This window comes from Oceanospirillum beijerinckii DSM 7166 (assembly GCF_000422425.1).
Taxonomy (GTDB): domain Bacteria; phylum Pseudomonadota; class Gammaproteobacteria; order Pseudomonadales; family Halomonadaceae; genus Oceanospirillum; species Oceanospirillum beijerinckii.
In genome coordinates this window covers 20,453-37,375 of the sequence record NZ_AULT01000055.1, presented here as the reverse complement: position 1 = coordinate 37,375, position 16,923 = coordinate 20,453, and the positions used below count along the sequence as shown (strand labels likewise).

26 protein-coding genes and 1 tRNA gene are annotated in these 16,923 nt (G+C 42.1%); 11 read left to right on the top strand and 16 right to left on the bottom strand.

Annotated elements, in window-relative coordinates; translation table 11 throughout:
- From H579_RS28685 to H579_RS0116070, 4 genes are all read left to right on the top strand, one after another.
- On the top strand, positions 1 to 279 hold the full coding sequence (locus H579_RS28685; protein WP_036566411.1) for an RNA-guided endonuclease InsQ/TnpB family protein: 279 nt from the start codon (positions 1 to 3) through the stop codon (positions 277 to 279).
- Positions 280 to 332: 53 nt separating this feature from the next.
- A complete protein-coding gene (locus tag H579_RS0116080; protein WP_028301550.1) occupies positions 333 to 893 on the top strand; it encodes a nitroreductase family protein in 561 nt (186 codons plus the stop codon).
- A gap of 105 nt (positions 894 to 998) precedes the next feature.
- Positions 999 to 1,451: a YiiD C-terminal domain-containing protein gene (locus H579_RS0116075; protein WP_028301549.1), complete on the top strand. Its 453-nt coding sequence runs from the start codon at positions 999 to 1,001 to the stop codon at positions 1,449 to 1,451.
- Positions 1,452 to 1,722: 271 nt separating this feature from the next.
- Positions 1,723 to 1,810, top strand: a tRNA-Ser gene (locus H579_RS0116070).
- Between the two features lie 80 nt (positions 1,811 to 1,890).
- Here H579_RS0116070 and H579_RS30130 read toward each other — a convergent pair.
- The 9 genes from H579_RS30130 to H579_RS0116025 form a co-directional block, all read right to left on the bottom strand.
- Positions 1,891 to 2,031 (bottom strand): helix-turn-helix transcriptional regulator, encoded by a 141-nt coding sequence (locus H579_RS30130; RefSeq protein WP_425411353.1) that lies wholly within the window; start codon positions 2,029 to 2,031, stop codon positions 1,891 to 1,893.
- Positions 2,032 to 2,140: 109 nt separating this feature from the next.
- Positions 2,141 to 2,359: a helix-turn-helix domain-containing protein gene (locus H579_RS0116060; RefSeq protein ID WP_036566408.1), complete on the bottom strand. Its 219-nt coding sequence runs from the start codon at positions 2,357 to 2,359 to the stop codon at positions 2,141 to 2,143.
- Between the two features lie 36 nt (positions 2,360 to 2,395).
- The gene (locus H579_RS0116055) at positions 2,396 to 2,776 is read right to left on the bottom strand and encodes a phage antirepressor KilAC domain-containing protein (RefSeq protein WP_028301547.1); all 381 of its coding nucleotides are present in this window, start codon (positions 2,774 to 2,776) and stop codon (positions 2,396 to 2,398) included.
- Positions 2,773 to 2,994: a hypothetical protein gene (locus H579_RS0116050; RefSeq protein WP_028301546.1), complete on the bottom strand. Its 222-nt coding sequence runs from the start codon at positions 2,992 to 2,994 to the stop codon at positions 2,773 to 2,775. The genes H579_RS0116055 and H579_RS0116050 overlap by 4 nt, the downstream gene beginning before the upstream one ends.
- Positions 2,975 to 3,286, bottom strand: a complete 312-nt coding sequence (locus H579_RS0116045) for a hypothetical protein (protein WP_028301545.1) — start codon at positions 3,284 to 3,286, stop codon at positions 2,975 to 2,977. The genes H579_RS0116050 and H579_RS0116045 overlap by 20 nt, the downstream gene beginning before the upstream one ends.
- Positions 3,287 to 3,298: 12 nt before the next feature.
- Complete coding sequence (locus tag H579_RS25955; RefSeq protein WP_028301544.1) at positions 3,299 to 3,592, bottom strand: hypothetical protein; 294 nt, start codon at positions 3,590 to 3,592, stop codon at positions 3,299 to 3,301.
- Between the two features lie 189 nt (positions 3,593 to 3,781).
- Positions 3,782 to 4,039, bottom strand: a complete 258-nt coding sequence (locus H579_RS0116035; protein WP_028301543.1) for a hypothetical protein — start codon at positions 4,037 to 4,039, stop codon at positions 3,782 to 3,784.
- Positions 4,026 to 4,244: a hypothetical protein gene (locus H579_RS25950; protein WP_036566406.1), complete on the bottom strand. Its 219-nt coding sequence runs from the start codon at positions 4,242 to 4,244 to the stop codon at positions 4,026 to 4,028. The genes H579_RS0116035 and H579_RS25950 overlap by 14 nt, the downstream gene beginning before the upstream one ends.
- Positions 4,225 to 4,722 (bottom strand): hypothetical protein, encoded by a 498-nt coding sequence (locus tag H579_RS0116025; RefSeq protein ID WP_028301542.1) that lies wholly within the window; start codon positions 4,720 to 4,722, stop codon positions 4,225 to 4,227. Before H579_RS0116025 ends, H579_RS25950 begins: the two co-directional genes overlap by 20 nt.
- Positions 4,723 to 5,284: 562 nt before the next feature.
- Here H579_RS0116025 and H579_RS30125 point away from each other — a divergent pair.
- Genes H579_RS30125 through H579_RS0116010 form a run of 3 tightly spaced genes read left to right on the top strand, consistent with a single transcriptional unit; the run spans position 5,285 to position 7,227 of the window.
- Positions 5,285 to 5,554: a 2Fe-2S iron-sulfur cluster-binding protein gene (locus tag H579_RS30125; RefSeq protein ID WP_084624172.1), complete on the top strand. Its 270-nt coding sequence runs from the start codon at positions 5,285 to 5,287 to the stop codon at positions 5,552 to 5,554.
- Positions 5,555 to 5,574: 20 nt separating this feature from the next.
- Positions 5,575 to 6,297, top strand: coding sequence for a DUF3865 domain-containing protein (locus H579_RS0116015; RefSeq protein WP_028301541.1), 723 nt, complete (start codon positions 5,575 to 5,577; stop codon positions 6,295 to 6,297).
- Positions 6,298 to 6,333: 36 nt separating this feature from the next.
- Positions 6,334 to 7,227: a DMT family transporter gene (locus tag H579_RS0116010; RefSeq protein ID WP_157834640.1), complete on the top strand. Its 894-nt coding sequence runs from the start codon at positions 6,334 to 6,336 to the stop codon at positions 7,225 to 7,227.
- Positions 7,228 to 7,326: 99 nt separating this feature from the next.
- Here H579_RS0116010 and H579_RS25945 read toward each other — a convergent pair whose 3' ends face one another.
- The 4 genes from H579_RS25945 to H579_RS0115990 all read right to left on the bottom strand — a co-directional run bounded on the left by H579_RS25945 (position 7,327) and on the right by H579_RS0115990 (position 11,158).
- Positions 7,327 to 7,797 carry a hypothetical protein gene (locus H579_RS25945; protein ID WP_051227692.1) on the bottom strand — a complete coding sequence of 157 codons (471 nt, stop codon included), beginning with the start codon at positions 7,795 to 7,797 and terminating at the stop codon, positions 7,327 to 7,329.
- A 294-nt stretch (positions 7,798 to 8,091) separates the two neighbouring features.
- The gene (locus H579_RS0116000) at positions 8,092 to 8,982 is read right to left on the bottom strand and encodes a DNA adenine methylase (RefSeq protein ID WP_028301539.1); all 891 of its coding nucleotides are present in this window, start codon (positions 8,980 to 8,982) and stop codon (positions 8,092 to 8,094) included.
- A gap of 39 nt (positions 8,983 to 9,021) precedes the next feature.
- Positions 9,022 to 10,563 carry a hypothetical protein gene (locus H579_RS0115995; RefSeq protein WP_028301538.1) on the bottom strand — a complete coding sequence of 514 codons (1,542 nt, stop codon included), beginning with the start codon at positions 10,561 to 10,563 and terminating at the stop codon, positions 9,022 to 9,024.
- 262 nt (positions 10,564 to 10,825) lie between these two features.
- Positions 10,826 to 11,158, bottom strand: coding sequence for a hypothetical protein (locus tag H579_RS0115990; protein WP_157834639.1), 333 nt, complete (start codon positions 11,156 to 11,158; stop codon positions 10,826 to 10,828).
- A 339-nt stretch (positions 11,159 to 11,497) separates the two neighbouring features.
- On the opposite strand from H579_RS0115990, the gene H579_RS27980 reads away from it, so the two are divergent.
- Both H579_RS27980 and H579_RS0115980 read left to right on the top strand, forming a co-directional pair.
- Positions 11,498 to 12,346: a hypothetical protein gene (locus H579_RS27980; RefSeq protein ID WP_157834638.1), complete on the top strand. Its 849-nt coding sequence runs from the start codon at positions 11,498 to 11,500 to the stop codon at positions 12,344 to 12,346.
- Between the two features lie 51 nt (positions 12,347 to 12,397).
- A complete protein-coding gene (locus H579_RS0115980; protein WP_028301536.1) occupies positions 12,398 to 12,973 on the top strand; it encodes a hypothetical protein in 576 nt (191 codons plus the stop codon).
- A gap of 72 nt (positions 12,974 to 13,045) precedes the next feature.
- On the opposite strand, the gene H579_RS0115975 is transcribed toward H579_RS0115980, so the two are convergent.
- Entirely contained in the window at positions 13,046 to 13,261 is a 216-nt protein-coding gene (locus H579_RS0115975) for a hypothetical protein (RefSeq protein ID WP_028301535.1), read from the bottom strand.
- Between the two features lie 361 nt (positions 13,262 to 13,622).
- On the opposite strand from H579_RS0115975, the gene mauJ reads away from it, so the two are divergent.
- The gene (mauJ, locus tag H579_RS0115970) at positions 13,623 to 14,714 is read left to right on the top strand and encodes a methylamine utilization protein MauJ (RefSeq protein ID WP_028301534.1); all 1,092 of its coding nucleotides are present in this window, start codon (positions 13,623 to 13,625) and stop codon (positions 14,712 to 14,714) included.
- 205 nt (positions 14,715 to 14,919) lie between these two features.
- Here mauJ and H579_RS0115965 read toward each other — a convergent pair whose 3' ends face one another.
- Positions 14,920 to 15,870, bottom strand: coding sequence for an IS5 family transposase (locus H579_RS0115965; protein WP_028301533.1), 951 nt, complete (start codon positions 15,868 to 15,870; stop codon positions 14,920 to 14,922).
- Positions 15,871 to 16,229: 359 nt separating this feature from the next.
- Between H579_RS0115965 and H579_RS29190 the strand changes: the two genes are divergently transcribed.
- Positions 16,230 to 16,442, top strand: a complete 213-nt coding sequence (locus H579_RS29190) for a hypothetical protein (protein WP_157834637.1) — start codon at positions 16,230 to 16,232, stop codon at positions 16,440 to 16,442.
- On the opposite strand, the gene H579_RS0115960 is transcribed toward H579_RS29190, so the two are convergent.
- A complete protein-coding gene (locus tag H579_RS0115960) occupies positions 16,407 to 16,895 on the bottom strand; it encodes a helix-turn-helix domain-containing protein (protein ID WP_028301532.1) in 489 nt (162 codons plus the stop codon). The genes H579_RS29190 and H579_RS0115960 overlap by 36 nt on opposite strands.
- Positions 16,896 to 16,923 lie beyond the last annotated feature (28 nt).

Genomic DNA, 16,923 nt, shown 5'->3' with positions numbered 1-16,923 from the left:
GTGCTGGATGCAGGTTGGGCCATGCTGAAAACGATGCTGGATTATAAATGCGTTCACGCAGGTATTGTTTTCAAAGAAGTGAATGAGTCGTACACCACCCAAACCTGTTCGTGCTGCGGTTGTATTTCCGTCAGTAGTCCGAGAGGTAGATCAGGTTTGCGAATAAGAGAATGGACCTGCAGTGAGTGTGGTGTCACTCACGACCGCGATGTGAACGCGGCCAGGAACATTCTTGCGGTCGGGCATGGCCGTCTAGCTGTAGGAATCCCCGTCCTTTAGGGCGGGGAGGATGTCAAAGATAGGTTAACGTGGCAAAACACAGGAGTTTAACTATGCAAGCAGAAGCACTGCTGCTGGAACGCAATTCTCATCCACGTCTGACCGGTGAAGTACCGGGCCAGGATGTTTTAGAGTTTATCTATCAGGCCGCGTTGCGTGCCCCTGATCACGGGAATCTACGCCCGTGGCGTTTTATTGAGTTTACAGGCCAGGGGCGTGAGCGTTTAGGGGAGTTGTTCTGTCAGGCCTTGCTGGCTGATAAACCAGATGCCGAAGAAGCGATGCAGAAAAAGCGAAAAATGATGCCACTGCGTGCGCCCATGGTGATCGCAGCAATTGCCAAGGTTACACCGGATCATCCAAAAGTGCCTGCCGTCGAGCAGGTTATCTCGGCTGGTGCTGCCGCTCAGAATATTATTCTGGCGGCTCATGCCAAAGGCCTAGGTGCCATGTGGCGCACAGGCGACGTGGCTTTTGATCCTGTGGTGTCAAAAGGCTTGGGTCTGGCTGAAGATGATCAGATTGTCGGCTTTATCTACCTGGGTGAAATTGAGGGGCGCTGTAAGCCGGTGCCTGAGCATAACACCGAAGACTATGTGGAACGCTGGTCGTAGCTTTTCTGGTCATAGTTTTTCTGGCCATCGTTCACTGAGCGTAAGAGATCTGTGACGTTAACTAATCTGGATTAAGTTGAGCTTGAGAGTTAAAAGGAGTGCACTGTGGATCAGCAGCGTGTCGATCAGTTTCTAAAACATATTAAAGATCATATTCCCCTGGTTAATCATATGGGGTTGAATAAGGTGACCTTTGAGCAGGGTGTGGTTGAGTTTTATATCGACCTTGAGCCGAACCTGAATGATAAAGGCACAGGCTTTGGTGGTTCGATCAGTGCTTTCTGTACTTTAGCCGGTTGGGCGTTAACCACTTTGATTCTGATAGAGCATGATCTTGAGCGCAGTGCCGTAGTAAAAACCGGTACTATCGATTTTATGGCTCCCGTAACGTCTGATTTTGTGGTGCGCTGTTACTGCCCTGAAGAGGGCGGTATTGACCAGTTGATTGCCCGTGTACAGGAAAAAGGCCGGGGCCGTCTGCCGATAGTGGCCGAGATCACTCAAGGCGATAAAGTTGCGGTGCGCTACCAAGGCGATTACGTTGCTTTTGACGGGTAGGCTCGATTATTTTTCTCAGGCATTGGTTAGCCCTGCTCCATGGATTAAGTGTTTGCTAACCCTTTATTCAGATAGAAGAAATTATTTTCTTGCGACAAATATTGCTCTAAGCCAGTAATAAAGGGGCTTTCAGCGCTAAGTGATTGAGAAAACTAAAAAATAATAAAAAAATTGTAAAAAGGGGTTGCGCCTATCCGAAAGTCTCTATAAAATACGCGCCATCTTGTTGAGGCAAGCTAATAAAGCTTAGCAAAAACAGCAAGATATGTGTGGAGAGGTGGCCGAGTGGTCGAAGGCGCACGCCTGGAAAGTGTGTATACCGAAAGGTATCGAGGGTTCGAATCCCTCCCTCTCCGCCACTTAGCCTTACTTTATGATGCCTTCAGCCCGACAAAATAATTTATCCCTCATCTTGTACCACAACCTGAAAACGCTTAAATCACCTTCTGTTTTCAATCCAATTGTTAATTTCTGATAATCTCCACCTCGTACAATTAGTTCCTATTCTTATTGGTTCAGGAAAATCCAGCTTCTTTCCTCTGGTCCATTGCCATATTATTTTCGGTGTTACAGAGAGCATCTTAGCGGCTTGATTTGCATCAACAAGCGGGTCAATTTGGTGTTCCATAATCTATCTCCAGTGTATTGAGCATTTTCTATTCAGTTTTTTTGTGGCTTGCTCGCGTGGTTTACCCGGTTAAAGCCTGATTTATACTGTCCGCCAGCTCCTTTTCTGCCAGCTGGGTTTCTGCTTCAAGATCGATATACCACTGGTTACCAATCTTCTTGGCGGGTAGTTGGCCATCCTGACACCAGCGGCGGATCGTGCAAAGTGTCGGGCCTTTACCGGCAAAGCGCTGGGCTTGCCATTCTTTCAGGGAGATCAGTTGTCCAGTTGCTTGGGTCATAGCCAATACCTTTGGGTTGTGAGGTTGGGAGCAAAATCAGCGATTGGCGGTTAGGGTGTTTCGCCGGGCTGACTTCTGTGGTGGGCCGGTATTGCTTTTTGCACTCTTGCTGTTTCTTTTCTTACGCTGGTTTCGTCGTTTCTGAGGTGTTGGCTTGGTTTCCGGGGGATGCTCGTTCATCAGCTGGGCAATATAGGTCAGCCCTTTAGTTGTCACCTTGGTGGTTTGGGTATGGACCGTCTGACGGCCCCGTTCATATTGGCCATCGATCACCACAAAGAAACCACCAAACACCAGTGAGTAAGGGGCTACCGTGCCCTGAAAGCCAGCGTGGGCTCTCAGGTATTTGTAGAGGGCGTTACGCCCTCCCGGAAAGTTCAGCCGTTGTGCCGCTTCTTCAACAGACAGTTGGCTCATGAGACTTCCTCCACCAGTGTGGCCATCAGCTCGGCGGCTTCCTGAGCGTGTTGCTTATCGTAGGTACGCATGCAATCGGGAAGAGGCCAGTAAACCCGGTTGCTGTCATCCCGGTGGGCCTTAATCAAAATGGAATCCACTTCGATATGGTGTTGTTCCAGAACGGAATCAGACAGCGCGAAGATGATGGGCGTTTTGTTAGAGCGTTGTGAATACAAGATACCATTCCAGCAGATAGAGCACACCGATAGTGACTAGATCCCACTCCCTGCGGTCCCCTTGGTAAATCGGTTTAGCCAGATACTTCTGGCTGTAGTCAAAGGGGATCAGTAATAGCAGGAAGGTAATCAGGGCTAATAAACCGAGCTGGATAGCGGCCAGGTGCTGCAGCATCTCGTTTTGATAATGAGTGCCCAGCCAAGCCCCGGCGATAATCACCCCGTGCGGCAGACTGAAAACCATCGAGGCTGAGTTTTGTGCCAATGCTTTAGAGGAGGTCGAATCAGTCATCTCATCACCCCATCAGTTCAGCTGGTCAGGAACACAACATACCAAGGGCATGGGCATCTTCTTTATCTCAGTCACCAGATCCTTTACGAACTGATCCAGATACACCTCACCTTGGGTCGCGTGAATTGCGCCCAGTGACAAAGTGGCAAGACCAGTAGCCAGCATCAGCCTTTCCAGATCACTGCTGGCCTCATTAATTAACTGTTCAATACTTTGCATTGAGTTGTTAAACGCTCGGTCCTTCATCGCCTCAAGTTCATTGGATGACGGTGATGGGGACTGCGGCGGTGGTGTGGGTTTAGTCATTGTAAAAATCCTCTAAAAAAGCCCCGCTAACGCCCCTTAAGGCAGAAACAACGGAGAAGCGGAACGCGCAGGGCAAGCGATTGAAAGGTAAGAAATGCAAAAATAAAAACGGGGAAAGAGAGAAAATCGCGAATACTGTTTTTATATACAGCCATCGGAAATAAGGCAATGCCTTTGAATCGTCACGCCCTACGATTGGTGTTGTGATTGACTGGATCGGGCCAGTAACTGAATCAGATCAGACTCCAGTTCAGTAGCAGAGTCTTGCAGTGTCTTCGACACATGTTGGTGGATCAGGGCCTCCACTTCATCCCGAACCCCCTCATCGGCCAAAGCAGATAACTGCCTGCTGGACAACATACCGGCCAGATCTTTTGTCCCGTCATAAGAAACGGATACCCGGCTGATCAGCCCCCGATGAGTGAAGGTCGATTCAATCCTGATCATCGTCATCCACCATCGGAGGATCTAACGGCATCAACTCACGGGGTGGCCGGAAGCCCTGCACAATGGCTTGCACATAAACCCCCGCCATCGAACGATGGACCGGCGGATAGGTTTCAATCGCCTTGCCGTCCATCAAGCGGGTTAGCTTCAGATTGTTTTCATCCTGCTCAATCAGCCAACTGTTTTTAGCAGGTTTGGCGGGCATGAAGCAAAGCGATCTCATCATGACGAATCGCCTTAGCAGCCTTGTCCCGAAGGAGTTGTTCCTTGGCTTCAAGCATCTGCAGATCGATCTCATCCAGTGATGAGGGTACGGATTGGGTTTGTTCAGACATAGTGTTCTCCGTGATTAAGGTAAAGCGTGATAAGCCGGATGGCTGGGGATTGTATTCAGGTGTGGGGGTTGGTGTCTGGGTTTGTGTCGGGATAGAAGAACAGGCGTGGGATGTTAGCCGATCCCAGTGAAGCTGTTGAATAGCTTGGGTGCTGTCACAGATGACCATCATCGGTGGCGGCTTTTCTTGCTTCGTTTGCTGCAGCATCTCAGCTAGAAGATCTGCTTGTTCCTTTGGAGTAGTCAGGCGGAAAACTTCGTCTGAACCATCCTTATTAAATGCCAGTGCCACACGGCCATTACCGGGTGGATGAACACAGCGAAGGGTACAAGGTACGGCATCTTTCATGGGGTGCTCTTATGTGATGAAAGGTATTTAGTCTTGAGGCGTTCTGCCAGAGGGTATTGTTTCTCTTGCTCCGAATATCTACTGATTATTCTCTTCAAGTGGATATGGTGAGGTACTAACTGAATTTTAGCTATTATAGAGTCTCATCAGATATTGTTGGATTAATAGGGGCTTTTATATGGGTTAATGTGTATTGAATTTATTTGTTACAAAACAACAACATACTATTTTTTGGTGATTAATATTTTTCATTCTAAAGGTCGCAATAAAGGCTTTTATGATGAGTGTTATTGGTGAGTCGCTTGATATTCTGCTTAACTGTATGTTTTATATGCGTTTTCTGCTTTTGGTATCTGTTGGTTGAAAAAGTCTTAAGACGTTATTTTTCTGATTGCTGTAGGTGAAATATAGTGTCCGGGTGTCTTTTTGTGGTTTATTTTTCTGTATTTTTTTGTTGTGTTGTTTGGTTTTGGTGATTAGCATGCCTAGCCACCATGTATTAGCTTTATTGCTGACTTATTCACATATTACATGGTTGGTTAATGAAAGAGGAGGCTGAGCAATGGATTGTGTTTGTGTTGTGAGAAGCGAGAATAGAACCAGAAAGATAGGAGTAGTATCTGGAGAAACTATACTCGATGCCTTAATCAAAAATAATGTAAGAACTAAGTATTCTTGCGGTAGTGGAATATGTACTTTGTGTAAAGTTGAGCTGATATCAGGAGAAGTAGAATACACAAGGAAAAAAGTGAATCTGGAAAAGATAAAAGAGAATGAAGTTTTGATTTGCTGTGCAAAAGTATCATCAGATATAACTATACATCTTGGTTGATTTATATAAGGGGAATTATTTTGATTAATAAGGATGTTTTTGAAGAAATAAAACTAAGAGCAGGTGTCATTGCGAATAATGACGTGCTTAATAAATGGGAAAATAACCCTTTCTCATTTGATCATGAAAGCTACTGTTGCTTTATAGCAAATATGAATCAGTGGTTAGCTCCGACTGCTTATCGGCTTACGCAAGGGTTAAAGCTTTTAGAAAATCAACAGAGTGATCGTTTTAATCCCATTGTTGAAGCATTTGAACACAATATCCTAGACGAAGCTGGTGATGGTGACGCAGATAAGGCACATGCCCAACTATTTATCGACTCAAGTGATATTATTTCACGGGTTTTCTACGATGATAAGTTGACACTCAATGAAGATAAAGTGACGGAAGAAACCTATCATCTGCACAATGAGTCAATAGCTTTGTTTTCTAGAGATATATATACCATGCTTGGTGCCGCTGTTGCGCAAGAGACTCATGCGTTACCGCAGCTTGAGAAAATGTATGCTGGTATCTATAAGTACAAAGAGCGTTTCAGTGGCGATTTATGGAAAAATGCTGCTGAATTTTATGATGTTCACTTAGATGGAACAGAGGCAAGGCATGCAGAGGATCTTAATAATACAATATGGGAAATCCTGGATACAGAAGATAAAATGAACCGCTTTTCACAAGGTTCTGATGACTTTCTTCAATTGCTTTCTTTATACTGGAAGGGATTGAGTAAAGTATTGAATTAATAATTTTGATGCACAGAGTGCTTGGTTTGGCTCTCTGTGCAATTCAGTTGGGCTGGAATTATGTTTTATAGTCTTGCTTGCGCTGCCTTGTGGGCGTCGACAGGTATTTTCATAAAAATTATTGACGACCTCTCCATCGATCAAATTATTTTCTGGCGATTCATAATAGCCGCGATGGGAAGCTTTTTTATTATCAAAAAGTTTGTATTGAATGGTATTGATAAAACATATGCTATCATGCCGCTTCTTATGACGGTGTATTATATTGCTGCATCGTACTCATTTTACTTCTCTCCGATAGCTATAGCGGCTCTTATTATTGGAATATCACCTTTGTTTACACTAATGATCCGGTTTTTTTTGAAGGAGAAAATCAATAGCGGTGAGGTTCTGGGGTTTATCATAGCCTTTATAGGATTGGGCTTATTCTTGAGTGAATCAAGCAATATGCAAGGGTACACACTGCAATCAATATTAGCTGGTTCTGGAATGGCGTTAGCCGCTGCATTTGTGCGTGCTGTTTATTCCTACATTATTTGGCATAAGAATAAAGTGGGAGAGACTATAAATTTAGAAAACATAAATCTTCACACATTCTTTATTGGTATCGTGATTTTTATACCGTTCTCATCGATGCAAAGTTCGACCTATGACCTTGATCTGTATACCATTACAGGTCTGATTGGGTTAGCAATAGTAGCGACTTTGATACCTAATATCTTAAATAATAAAGCATCCAGAGCTATCAGCCCCAGTGTTCATAATACAATCGGTATGTCTACACCTATTTTTGCCAGTATCATGGCTTGGATCTTTTTAGGAGAGGCACAGACACTGAGTTCAGCTTTATACATGTTGATTGTTGTTGCAGGTATCTTTGTAACAACTCGTCGACCCCGGCAATCAGTTAAGCTGCCAACCCGTGATTAGGGATACACTGCTTTCGATAGATGTAGACCAGGTGCTGCACTTGGGCCGGATCGGGAAGAGCCAAGGCCAGCTAAGCCAGCCTTTGCCCTATACTCATCATCACGCCTCTGTGGTCTTACGCTTAAAGTTAGCGTCATCTGAACAGTAAGCCAGAGCATCAAAGATCAGGCCCGGTATACGGGCGATATGCTCCGGTTGCATGATAATCACACTGTCACCCGCGCCAAGCTCAAGACCAGCGCGTTCGATCTCGCGTTTACGCTCATCCGTCATAGGAATGCAGAAAGAAACACTCGGTTGCTTCTTATCGCCTTGATAACGCATCAGCCAACGGTTCACCTTACCCTGGAACAAGATCGAGTAATAGCTTTCCGTATCCTTAGCGGCCAGCTCGGTATCCGGTCCCAGAATATCCTGAGTGACTTCAAACAAACGGCGCTCAGCATAGGTTGTGATGATCTTAGCGTTATTCGGATCAATAATATCTGCCTTCTCGTCAACGTTATCCACAGTAGGCACTGCTACCGGCTCAGGCTGAACAGGTGCCGCCACAACTGGCGGAGGAGCCACAACCGAACCAGACGAAAGGCCACTAACTATCATTTCACTGACCGAGCGCTGAATAGCCTGCTTAACGATAGGTGTAACACTTTCAATAAAACGAGCATTAAATTGACGCTGAATATCAGCTTTACTGGCAACGTAGCGGACAAAATCGATATCTGGAGAGCGAAGGGCAGAACTGATCGCATCGCTAAGCGCATTCCACAGATGGTTTCCTCGGCCTGAATACGTAGAGCCACGGGCTTAACCACTTGACTTATCAGGGATAAGGAAGTGGTTATTTTCTATCTCTTATTTGAATTAACTTGCCAATAGAACTTGTTCAAACATCTGCTGGCAAGAAATTCTCTGATCTTTAAGAGAACCAGGGGCTATTAGTTTAGGGTCAAGAATCAATAGTTCTGTCCCAATACGTTTGGTTTGTGCGGAATAGTTTAGCTTATTACTATACATCGGATACTGTTGGTACAGTTCACGAATTTCTGGTGTGTAGTCGTAAGTGACCATCCAGCTACGGTCAATTGCCTGAACTGCTTTAGCTAGTTCTTGATGGTCGTTTCTGCTATACGCATTAGTATATAGCTCTTGGCCTCTTTTAAAGTAAGGAGGGTCAAGATTAATCAGGGTATTTTTAGAGCTTGTAGGTAGGATGCACTTGATAAATTCCAATGCGTCCAGTTGAGTTAATGTGATACTGTCGCGATGTTCAGTAATTCTCTGGATCTTTTTAATTAGAGTGGGCTTAGTGAAGCGACAATCCAGCTTATAAGAGCCTGCCTGTTTTAAACCGCCGATTACACCTGCCTTCAAAATACCAGAACGGTTAGTCCTATTTAAAAAAAGCGCAGCGAACCCTTTTTCTAAAAGATCTGGTGTGTCACTGAACAGGATAGATTTTTGTCGATGCCACTCATCCATAGTAATATCTGTTTTTTCAATCAACTCACAAAGTGCTTCACTAAAATTGATGACCGAGTACCAGAATGCATAAATGGCTTCGTCAAAGTCATTAAGATAAATGTGGTTAACATGCCCCTTCAGAAGTAAATTAATGGCGATGCCAGCCCCACCGGAGAAGGGCTCGGCGTATTCGCCAGCTAGTAGATTATTAGCTTGCATTAATTCTATGATTAAAGGCGTTAACTGGCTCTTTCCACCAGGGTAACGTAAAGGTGTATTTGTGCTAGGCATGGCCTCATTTTACCTTCTTCTAAATTCTATGGCCATAACTTATTTGATTTCTTTTAAAACGGTTTCGATAATTTTTTCTAGGCTGTCCCATAGTGCTAGCATGGAGTCTTTGGTTGGGATGGCACCACCATGGATTACATAGCCTAGACTATTCGCTGAGTGAGGATGATCAGAGGTCAGCATTATACGGAGATACTTGACGTCTTGGTCCTTAAACTTGCCATCATTTACTAGTCGTTTGGCAGTCTGGTCTATTTTTTTATGGAGTTGTTCGGGAGCGTTTCCTGTTTTTTTCTTAAGATAAATTGCAAAAAGGTTTTCTATAAATGCTCGCATCAGATAGCTGGTTGCAAAAGTGTGTCTGCCTGCCTCAATCTCGGTAAGTTCGTCGAAGATTCTTTTGAGTGTTTTATCTCTAATTTTCGCTTTAAAACTAGAAGGAATAATGTACTTCCTATCCCGAGGATTCTGGTTATTACGTGGTTTAAGGGGACTTGGTGAAATATCTGCTTGATGATCTGATTTAGAAGAGGAAGCTTGAGTTGTAGATTCTTTGTTCTGGTTATCATCAGCAAAAATAGGTTCTTCTACGTCCTCGGGGTCAACCTGTGGGGTATTCCCAGAGGTATTAAGCGGAGTTTGCAGAGTTTCATGGTCTGTGGTGGAATTTTGCGACTCATCTGGTGAAAAAGGGGCTGAATTAGGAGATATGTTTTTTTGAGCCTGATAAGGATTGTCGTCCGGTGAATCGTAAACAAAATCCTCAAGATTAATATGATCACTTTTGGCGAGTCGTGTTGCTGGGGCAATCTTCATTCTGATCAGATTATCTGCATAATCTTCGATTGTTTCAGCATTGGATCGAGAAGATACGTCTTTCTTAGAGCTATCAAGAACGTCATGTAAAAAGCGTTTAATGATAGGGTCAAATTCATTCTGTGGTGACCAAATTATTAAATCTTTTTTCTCTTGAATCCCGATTGTTTTACGAAAATGAGTGTTGTTCAGAAAGCGTGTAATAGTTGTAATTGCAATTTTTTTAACTTGTTCTTTTAAGAGGATTTGGCGTTTTGCTGCATATTCAAGTAGTTTGTCAGAAAGAGCATTAGGGCTGCTTCTTCCATCAAAGCGTGAGGATTGTCGAGCATCCCAGTCTTTTACACCTATACCATTTTGTTGACCCACATGCCTTTGTTTAATCCACTGGTTAACTGATTCTCTGCTATCAAATACTATTGTCTTGAGTTCGGTTATAGGTGGATCAATTTCTTCTGCAAGATTAGCAAAGAAATTAATGTTTTTTTCGTTGTTTGCTTTTTCAGGGTTCAACAATAGTTTTAATGAACAAATGCGCCTATTACCCTCTGCAACAAAGTAAGTATCTGGTTGGCTGGGGTCAGGGATTACGCCAATATTATCAAATGGGTTGAGCCCCTTCTTTGCGACAATATCTTTCGCAAGATTCTTTATTTGTTCATTTTCAATCATGAAATCTATGATCTCTAGCTCTGATGACAAACGACCATGTCTAGGGTTCTGCTTATCCAGGTTGATTTTTTTAACACTAATTACCTTTTCCATTTCTTAATCACCAGTTTTTGCTAGCACGCTAATAATAAAGTATGGATTGTAAACAAGGCGCTGAAAGTAGTGAATAATTTTTGTGAAAAATAGTAATATCCCTAGCTTTATGAGAATGATATAGATCGATAATTGCTAAATGGGGGGTATAGATGTGCTGATCTGAAATAGCTAATAGATTAAATGATACTCAACCCAGTAATATGAGGTAAATTAGCAAGCCGTAACGCCAGATCGCAGGATTCTAGACCCAAAACCACTATCATCCCTGCTCATGCACCTCACAATACTGGCCGGTTAGCTCTGCCCATTTCTCCAAGCTGACCATATGGCCGCCGCTGACGATATTTTTGCAGCGTTTACCCTTTGCTGTATTGGCAGAGCATTGAGCGTTATACCCTTCGCTGACCTTGTTGTGATAATCACTGATGGCGACATTGCACTTATTGGCAATCACCTGAACAGGATCGGTGGAAAACAGCAAAGCTTCTTCAGTAGTCAAAGAGAGCATACTTTTCCCGCTTTCAGCGCCATAGCTGGCTGAAAAGGTGGAGCCTTTTGTTTCAAAGTCTTTAAGAAATGTTAATTGATCCATGAATAAGCCTGGAGTGGGCTCGAAGGATTGATACTGCATATTCTTAATCAGCCATTTTCCAATAAGGTAAAATATATCAGTCATATTTTGTCGCTAGTTTGCCTGTAATGCCCGTATCGAGGCGAATCTAGATTTTTATATCAGAATAAAAACTAATAAGGTACCTGAATTAGCAATTGATAAAATGATACTTTGCCGTGTAACCTCTGTTAAATTGACAATATGTCGATCTGATACGGCTCATAGAGAGCTAACCTGTTGATTAGCTGAGGTTTACGAAATGTTTTTCCTCTATGATGTTTTCGGATCAGAGTAACCCCAATAGAGCTGATAAATACTATGGAAGAACCAAAAAGACTACCGCCAAAAACAGATACTCTAAGAAGACTATATACGGTTTCAGGTAATCAATGCTCTTTCCCTGGATGTATAAAACCAATGTTTAACAATGAGGGAAATTTTGTTGGGCAAATTTGTCACATTTCTGCAGCAATGCCTAAAGGTGAGAGGTTTGACCCAAACATGACTAATGAACAAAGGAGAAGTTTTGATAACCTTATGTTGATGTGTTATGAGCATCACATTGAAACAAATAAGGAAGAAGTATACTCTATAGAAAAACTGAAAGCCTTTAAAGATGATCACGAAAAAAGATTTACCAATATTGAGAATATGGTAAGTCTCATGCAAGAATCAATAGTAGATGTTACTTCTAATGTAAAAGCTAATCGTATTGAAAATCTTCAAAAGATAAATGTTAATGATTCTGGGGTATACTATAAAGAGCCTTTCCATGAAGAGGATATTAAAGCTTTTAATTCAATGATTAAAGTATTTGAATCATTATCGCCGCAGGCTAGGAAAACATTTGCTATATCATTGTCTAGAAGTAAATATGAGAAAAATTATTCTGGCTTTGATTCAGATCGTATTTATTTTGACCCTAATGAAATTGAAAGGGTTACAGATAATTGCTTGAGATCAATTTTTGATGAATTAGAGGGTAGTGAATTAATATATCTTGATGAGGTTCATATCGGTAATGATCGAGAAGTATATCGATATAGAATACATTTTAAAGATTCAGAGGTGAATTTTTGGGATAGTATAAATAAATATTGTAAATATAATAATCTTGATGTTGTAGATATTGTTACTTTTATGAAGTTCACTGTTTTCGATCAATAGATAAAATACCGATTTCAGCATATATGAACTTAACATTACAAGGAAACTATCATGAGCTGTCATTTACAGGTTGGAAAAAAGAAAGAAGTTGCTTTTGTTTTCTCCTGTCCAGGAAGATATGAAGAAATAGAAGGAGGGCCTGCAGCCAAAGTTACAGGAAAAAACTTGTCAAGTTTGTTAGCTAAACTAAGAAACAGCCTGAATAACAATAATCTTTTCAGGAAAAATATAACAATAACAAATGCTTGGTCTAGAGTTGAATATAAAAAGAAGACAGGAAGGTCTGAGGCTGATATTTCTGAAATAACTTCTGATTCTAATGTTTGTAGACTAAGATCTGAGCTGGCGGGTGTTAGCGACCTAATAGTTTGCTGTGGTGATAAAGCGAAGGTAGCGGTAGAAGCTTGTAATCTTCCAGAAGGAGTAAAAATTGCTTTTATAAAACACCTTGGTACGAGAGGGTTGAACAGTATAAAAACAGATGCCGATGGTGCCGATATAATTTCAGCTGATATACTTAAAAAACAAGGAGACAGGCGCTCTAAGCGTCGTATTCAGAATGATAATACATCCAGGCGTATTGATGTAGTCTGCCAATCTATTACTAATCAAATTCAAACACAATAAGGTCTTGAGGTAAGTTGTACTATCTTGTGATAGGAATTATCATTAATAAAAATGAAGAGTACGGTCTAGCTGTTAAGTATCCAGACACAAATACTTCAATACTTTCCGGCCGATATGGCCGGAAAATACAGGTTTTATGTTGGAAAACTCCTGAACTGGATCGGTGGAAAACAGCAAAGCATCTTCAGTAGTCAAAGAGAGCATACTTGTCCCGCTTTCAGCACCATAGCTGGCTGAAAAGGTGATGCCTTTCTTTTCAAGGTTCTTAAGAAATGTCAGTTCATCCATGAGTAAGCCTGGTTCTAGCGAGTCGGTTGAAGGAGGAGTACAGCATAACCCTAACTCGTCATCATGCCCATAGCCTAAAATAGATTAAAAGAATATCCGACATTTACAGTCACCAGCCTACCTGTATTGCCCGTATCAAGGCGAATCTAGCTTTTTATCTAAGAATACAAGCTAATCAGATACCTGAATTAGTAATTGATAAAGTGATACTTCACTGTGTAACCTCTTATAAATTGGCAAGATGTTGAATTAATGTGGTCCTTATAGGGCTAACATATTAATTAGCAAGGGTTTATAAAGTGGTTGTCCCCTAAAAAATGCCATTGACAGAGAGTGAAAGATTATAAGTTAGGTTGCGAGAATGAATGGTAAGCAAGAAAAATTATCCTTAAATGATTTATGTAGAGAGCTTGGCTTGGATCAGTATATTGTTGTTGGTCTAGCTAATGCAGGTTTGCTGGGTCGTATTAATAGTGATCAAACATTTTCAATAGAGGCTATAGAAAACTTTAAAAAATATGGTACGCAGTGGGATAGTATATTTCCCGAGAGAAGGCTGCCATATGATGATTTCCCAGCGCAAGGAGGTTGGGAGAGTAATCTTGTTGGTACTATGGTGCAAATAGAAGTAGCGGTTAATGATCAATTTGATACTAGTGACGAAGTTTATTTAGCTCAGTTTTACCTAAAGCCGAATCCAAACTTTCCATATGATCCAGATGACTTTTTCAGCGAATCGGGAAGCTCTATTATCTTAGATAAAAAAGCAATGGTGAGGATAGATGATTTTCCTGATCTGCACGTTCAACTATGCCCTGGACCAAATGGTAGGCTTTTGCTTTTCTCTGTTCTAGGGACTGCACAAAATCACCAATCTATGATGATTAGAGCAAATGACGCCACAAATGCGGTAATATCTAATTTAACTTTTGCTTCTGATAGCCCAATTCATGTATGTCAGAAGTTTTGTATTGGATTACCGAGTGGGAAAATTTTTATAGAAGCACACAGGCGATCTAAGCCTGTAGACATTGGCAGCATGAGTCGTCAAGAAAATTTACGACTTATTCAGCCGAAATCTATCTATAGTGCAGGTGTTAGCAGTAATGAGGCATCATATCAGTTTTTATCTTTTTTTAGAGTTGCTGAAAACCTTAATGATGATATCGGCAAAATAAAAAGACTGCGAAAAGAAGTTATAAGATTTCCAGACCAATTAATGTATGGCGAGTATAGGGATAAAAAGCTATCAAAGGCATACCAAGACTTTGAATCCTTATACCGTCATCGTATCGCTCATGGAGGAGAGACCTCAAAACAAAAAAAGTCACTCTCTAATGCTGATACTGATGAATATCGAAAAATGACTTATGCCATACCTATAATAAGATATGTAGCTCGAAGTTATATTCTATATTATGAAAAATTTGGTCATCTATTGTCAGGTGAATAATAATTTCATTTATCGATATTTCAATATAACCCCGCCTGGCCCATTCCAGGCGGGGTTTTTCACATCTGAAATCTACGGAGCCTCTGAAAAAGCAGTCTTCTAACTTGTTAACCTGTCTGACCTGATTTTTTGAAGCTGCTTTTTACCTTTTTACGATTCATTCAGCACTTTTATACGCGATAAACAGCCTGAGGGCTCATAAATATCAGACTGCCAGATATTTTTCTGTAATCAGTAAATTACTGAACCCCGCCAATAAATAAAGACGGTCTCTGTTTTTCTTCTGCCCTCTATATCTTACCTTCCCATAATGAAAGACCTGCTTGATATACCGGAAGGGATGTTCAACGAAGGCCCGGATACCTGCCTTTTTCTGCTCATTGGCCTCTTCACGGCTATCTTTCGATAACGCTGACCGCTTACCCCGTTTCATCGCTATAAACCAGTCAACCTTGCGGTCTTTGTGTTCCTCCCGTTTCTCAATACCGGTATACCCCGAGTCACCCCAGACGCGGCTTTCATCTCCATGCAGCAACTGACCTCCCTGAGTAATATCATGATGATTCGCAGGGGTGGTTTCCAGACTATGGATGGCGCCTGATACATCATCCACACCAATGTGCATTTTCATTCCGAAATACCACTGATTGCCCTTTTTCGTCTGATGCATTTCAGGATCGCGTTGACCGGTGTTATTTTTTGTCGAAGATGGCGCATCAATGATACTGGCGTCAACAATGGTGCCTTCTCTGAGGAACATCCCTTTCTCAGACAGGTGCTGATTAATGGTCTGGAAAATCACTTCACAAAGCTCATTATTCTCCAGCAGACGCCGGAAATTCAGTATGGTGGTCTCATCGGGCAGAGGGCCGGAAAGCTTTAATCCGGCAAAACGACGCATGGATTCGATTTCATACAGCGCATCCTCCATGGCAGGGTCGCTCAGGTTATAGAAGAGCTGCATGCAGTGAACTTTCAGCATGACAGCCAGAGGATAGGGAGGGCGGCCACCTTTACCCTTTGGATAAAAGGGGGCAATACGCTGTTCAAGTTTTCCCCATGGGATCAGAGCATCCATCCGTTCGAGAAACTTCTCACGACGTGTTTTACGTTTCTTATACTGAAATTCAGCCTCTGAAAATGACATCTGATCCATGTTTTGTTACTCCGGCAATAAGTGGAGCTATTATCTCAAAAACAGAAAGCTTTTTCAGAGGCTCCCTACATTGTTAAAGAGCGTTGCTGCACTCATTCCTGATGCAACATGGCCCCTCAAGGACTGAGGCCGATAACCTTGTTTGCTTTCTACTCACTCAAGCCTGAGTGGTTAATTCTTTGAATATCTTTTAATACATTTATGTATTTATTTGCTAGTAAAGATATACGCAAAAATTTTAATGTCAAACCCTTTTGTGATTTTTTTCGCTCGTTTTCGATCAATCTTGGCTAGTTTTGAGGTGTTGTCCGATACGGATGTGTATGGGAATGGAGTCAAGCTTCAGGAGGGAGTAAACAATGGCAAGGATAAGAGTAGTCTCATCAGAAAATGAGAAAGTTATCGAAATTTCAGATAGTTATAAAAAGCTTCACGAAGCAGAGCAGTTGCTGATTGAAAGAGTTCAATTGCTTAGGAGAAGAGATTTGTCTGATGCTGAAGTGGTGCGTTTAGAAGTTATGCTGAATATGAAAGAGTTAGGCTGGGCTAAGCGGTGGGGAATTTTGAATTGATGCGTTTAGCGCACTTCTCAGCATGGTGTCGTTTAAATCTTCTGCCTTGAGTCCTTCAGTGAGCGCAGTAGCCAAGGCGGCAGCTGTGATTTGCGCTTTCTGTTGAGCGGTAATTGATCTATGGTCCCGTTCAGCAATAAGCTCAATTCTGACTAGGATTTCTCTCAGTAAATCAATTTGTTCCACAGACATCGTAATGTCGGAACTTTGAGCAGAAGCGCTCGAACCTTGGTTTTCCAGATCATTACTGATCAGCCTCCAGTAATCAACCTCGAGAACAGCAGCAATCTTCATTACGTTAGATATGCGTGGCTCACCGGCAGCGCCCAGAATTCGGGTGACTGTGGGTTGATTCATTCCGGCTCTATTGGCCAGTTCGGTTTCAGACTTGATGCCCTTGAGTAGCATTAAGTATCTGATATTTCTCGCTAGAAGCGTTCCGTCAAAGTTCATTCAAGCATTATCAGTTTCTTATCTGTAT

What these genes read in the sequence shown, in the direction of transcription:
- H579_RS0116080 (WP_028301550.1), top strand. Translation starts at nt 333, where the DNA reads ATGCAAGCAGAAGCACTGCTGCTGGAACGCAATTCTCATCCACGTCTG.
- H579_RS30130 (WP_425411353.1), bottom strand. Translation starts at nt 2,031, where the DNA reads ATGCTCTCTGTAACACCGAAAATAATATGGCAATGGACCAGAGGAAAG.
- H579_RS0116060 (WP_036566408.1), bottom strand. Translation starts at nt 2,359, where the DNA reads ATGACCCAAGCAACTGGACAACTGATCTCCCTGAAAGAATGGCAAGCC.
- H579_RS0116055 (WP_028301547.1), bottom strand. Translation starts at nt 2,776, where the DNA reads ATGAGCCAACTGTCTGTTGAAGAAGCGGCACAACGGCTGAACTTTCCG.
- H579_RS0116045 (WP_028301545.1), bottom strand. Translation starts at nt 3,286, where the DNA reads ATGACTGATTCGACCTCCTCTAAAGCATTGGCACAAAACTCAGCCTCG.
- H579_RS25955 (WP_028301544.1), bottom strand. Translation starts at nt 3,592, where the DNA reads ATGACTAAACCCACACCACCGCCGCAGTCCCCATCACCGTCATCCAAT.
- H579_RS0116035 (WP_028301543.1), bottom strand. Translation starts at nt 4,039, where the DNA reads ATGATCAGGATTGAATCGACCTTCACTCATCGGGGGCTGATCAGCCGG.
- H579_RS25950 (WP_036566406.1), bottom strand. Translation starts at nt 4,244, where the DNA reads ATGCCCGCCAAACCTGCTAAAAACAGTTGGCTGATTGAGCAGGATGAA.
- H579_RS0116025 (WP_028301542.1), bottom strand. Translation starts at nt 4,722, where the DNA reads ATGAAAGATGCCGTACCTTGTACCCTTCGCTGTGTTCATCCACCCGGT.
- H579_RS30125 (WP_084624172.1), top strand. Translation starts at nt 5,285, where the DNA reads ATGGATTGTGTTTGTGTTGTGAGAAGCGAGAATAGAACCAGAAAGATA.
- H579_RS0116000 (WP_028301539.1), bottom strand. Translation starts at nt 8,982, where the DNA reads ATGCCTAGCACAAATACACCTTTACGTTACCCTGGTGGAAAGAGCCAG.
- H579_RS0115995 (WP_028301538.1), bottom strand. Translation starts at nt 10,563, where the DNA reads ATGGAAAAGGTAATTAGTGTTAAAAAAATCAACCTGGATAAGCAGAAC.
- H579_RS0115990 (WP_157834639.1), bottom strand. Translation starts at nt 11,158, where the DNA reads ATGGATCAATTAACATTTCTTAAAGACTTTGAAACAAAAGGCTCCACC.
- H579_RS27980 (WP_157834638.1), top strand. Translation starts at nt 11,498, where the DNA reads ATGGAAGAACCAAAAAGACTACCGCCAAAAACAGATACTCTAAGAAGA.
- H579_RS0115980 (WP_028301536.1), top strand. Translation starts at nt 12,398, where the DNA reads ATGAGCTGTCATTTACAGGTTGGAAAAAAGAAAGAAGTTGCTTTTGTT.
- H579_RS0115975 (WP_028301535.1), bottom strand. Translation starts at nt 13,261, where the DNA reads ATGGATGAACTGACATTTCTTAAGAACCTTGAAAAGAAAGGCATCACC.
- mauJ (WP_028301534.1), top strand. Translation starts at nt 13,623, where the DNA reads ATGAATGGTAAGCAAGAAAAATTATCCTTAAATGATTTATGTAGAGAG.
- H579_RS0115965 (WP_028301533.1), bottom strand. Translation starts at nt 15,870, where the DNA reads ATGGATCAGATGTCATTTTCAGAGGCTGAATTTCAGTATAAGAAACGT.
- H579_RS29190 (WP_157834637.1), top strand. Translation starts at nt 16,230, where the DNA reads ATGGCAAGGATAAGAGTAGTCTCATCAGAAAATGAGAAAGTTATCGAA.
- H579_RS0115960 (WP_028301532.1), bottom strand. Translation starts at nt 16,895, where the DNA reads ATGAACTTTGACGGAACGCTTCTAGCGAGAAATATCAGATACTTAATG.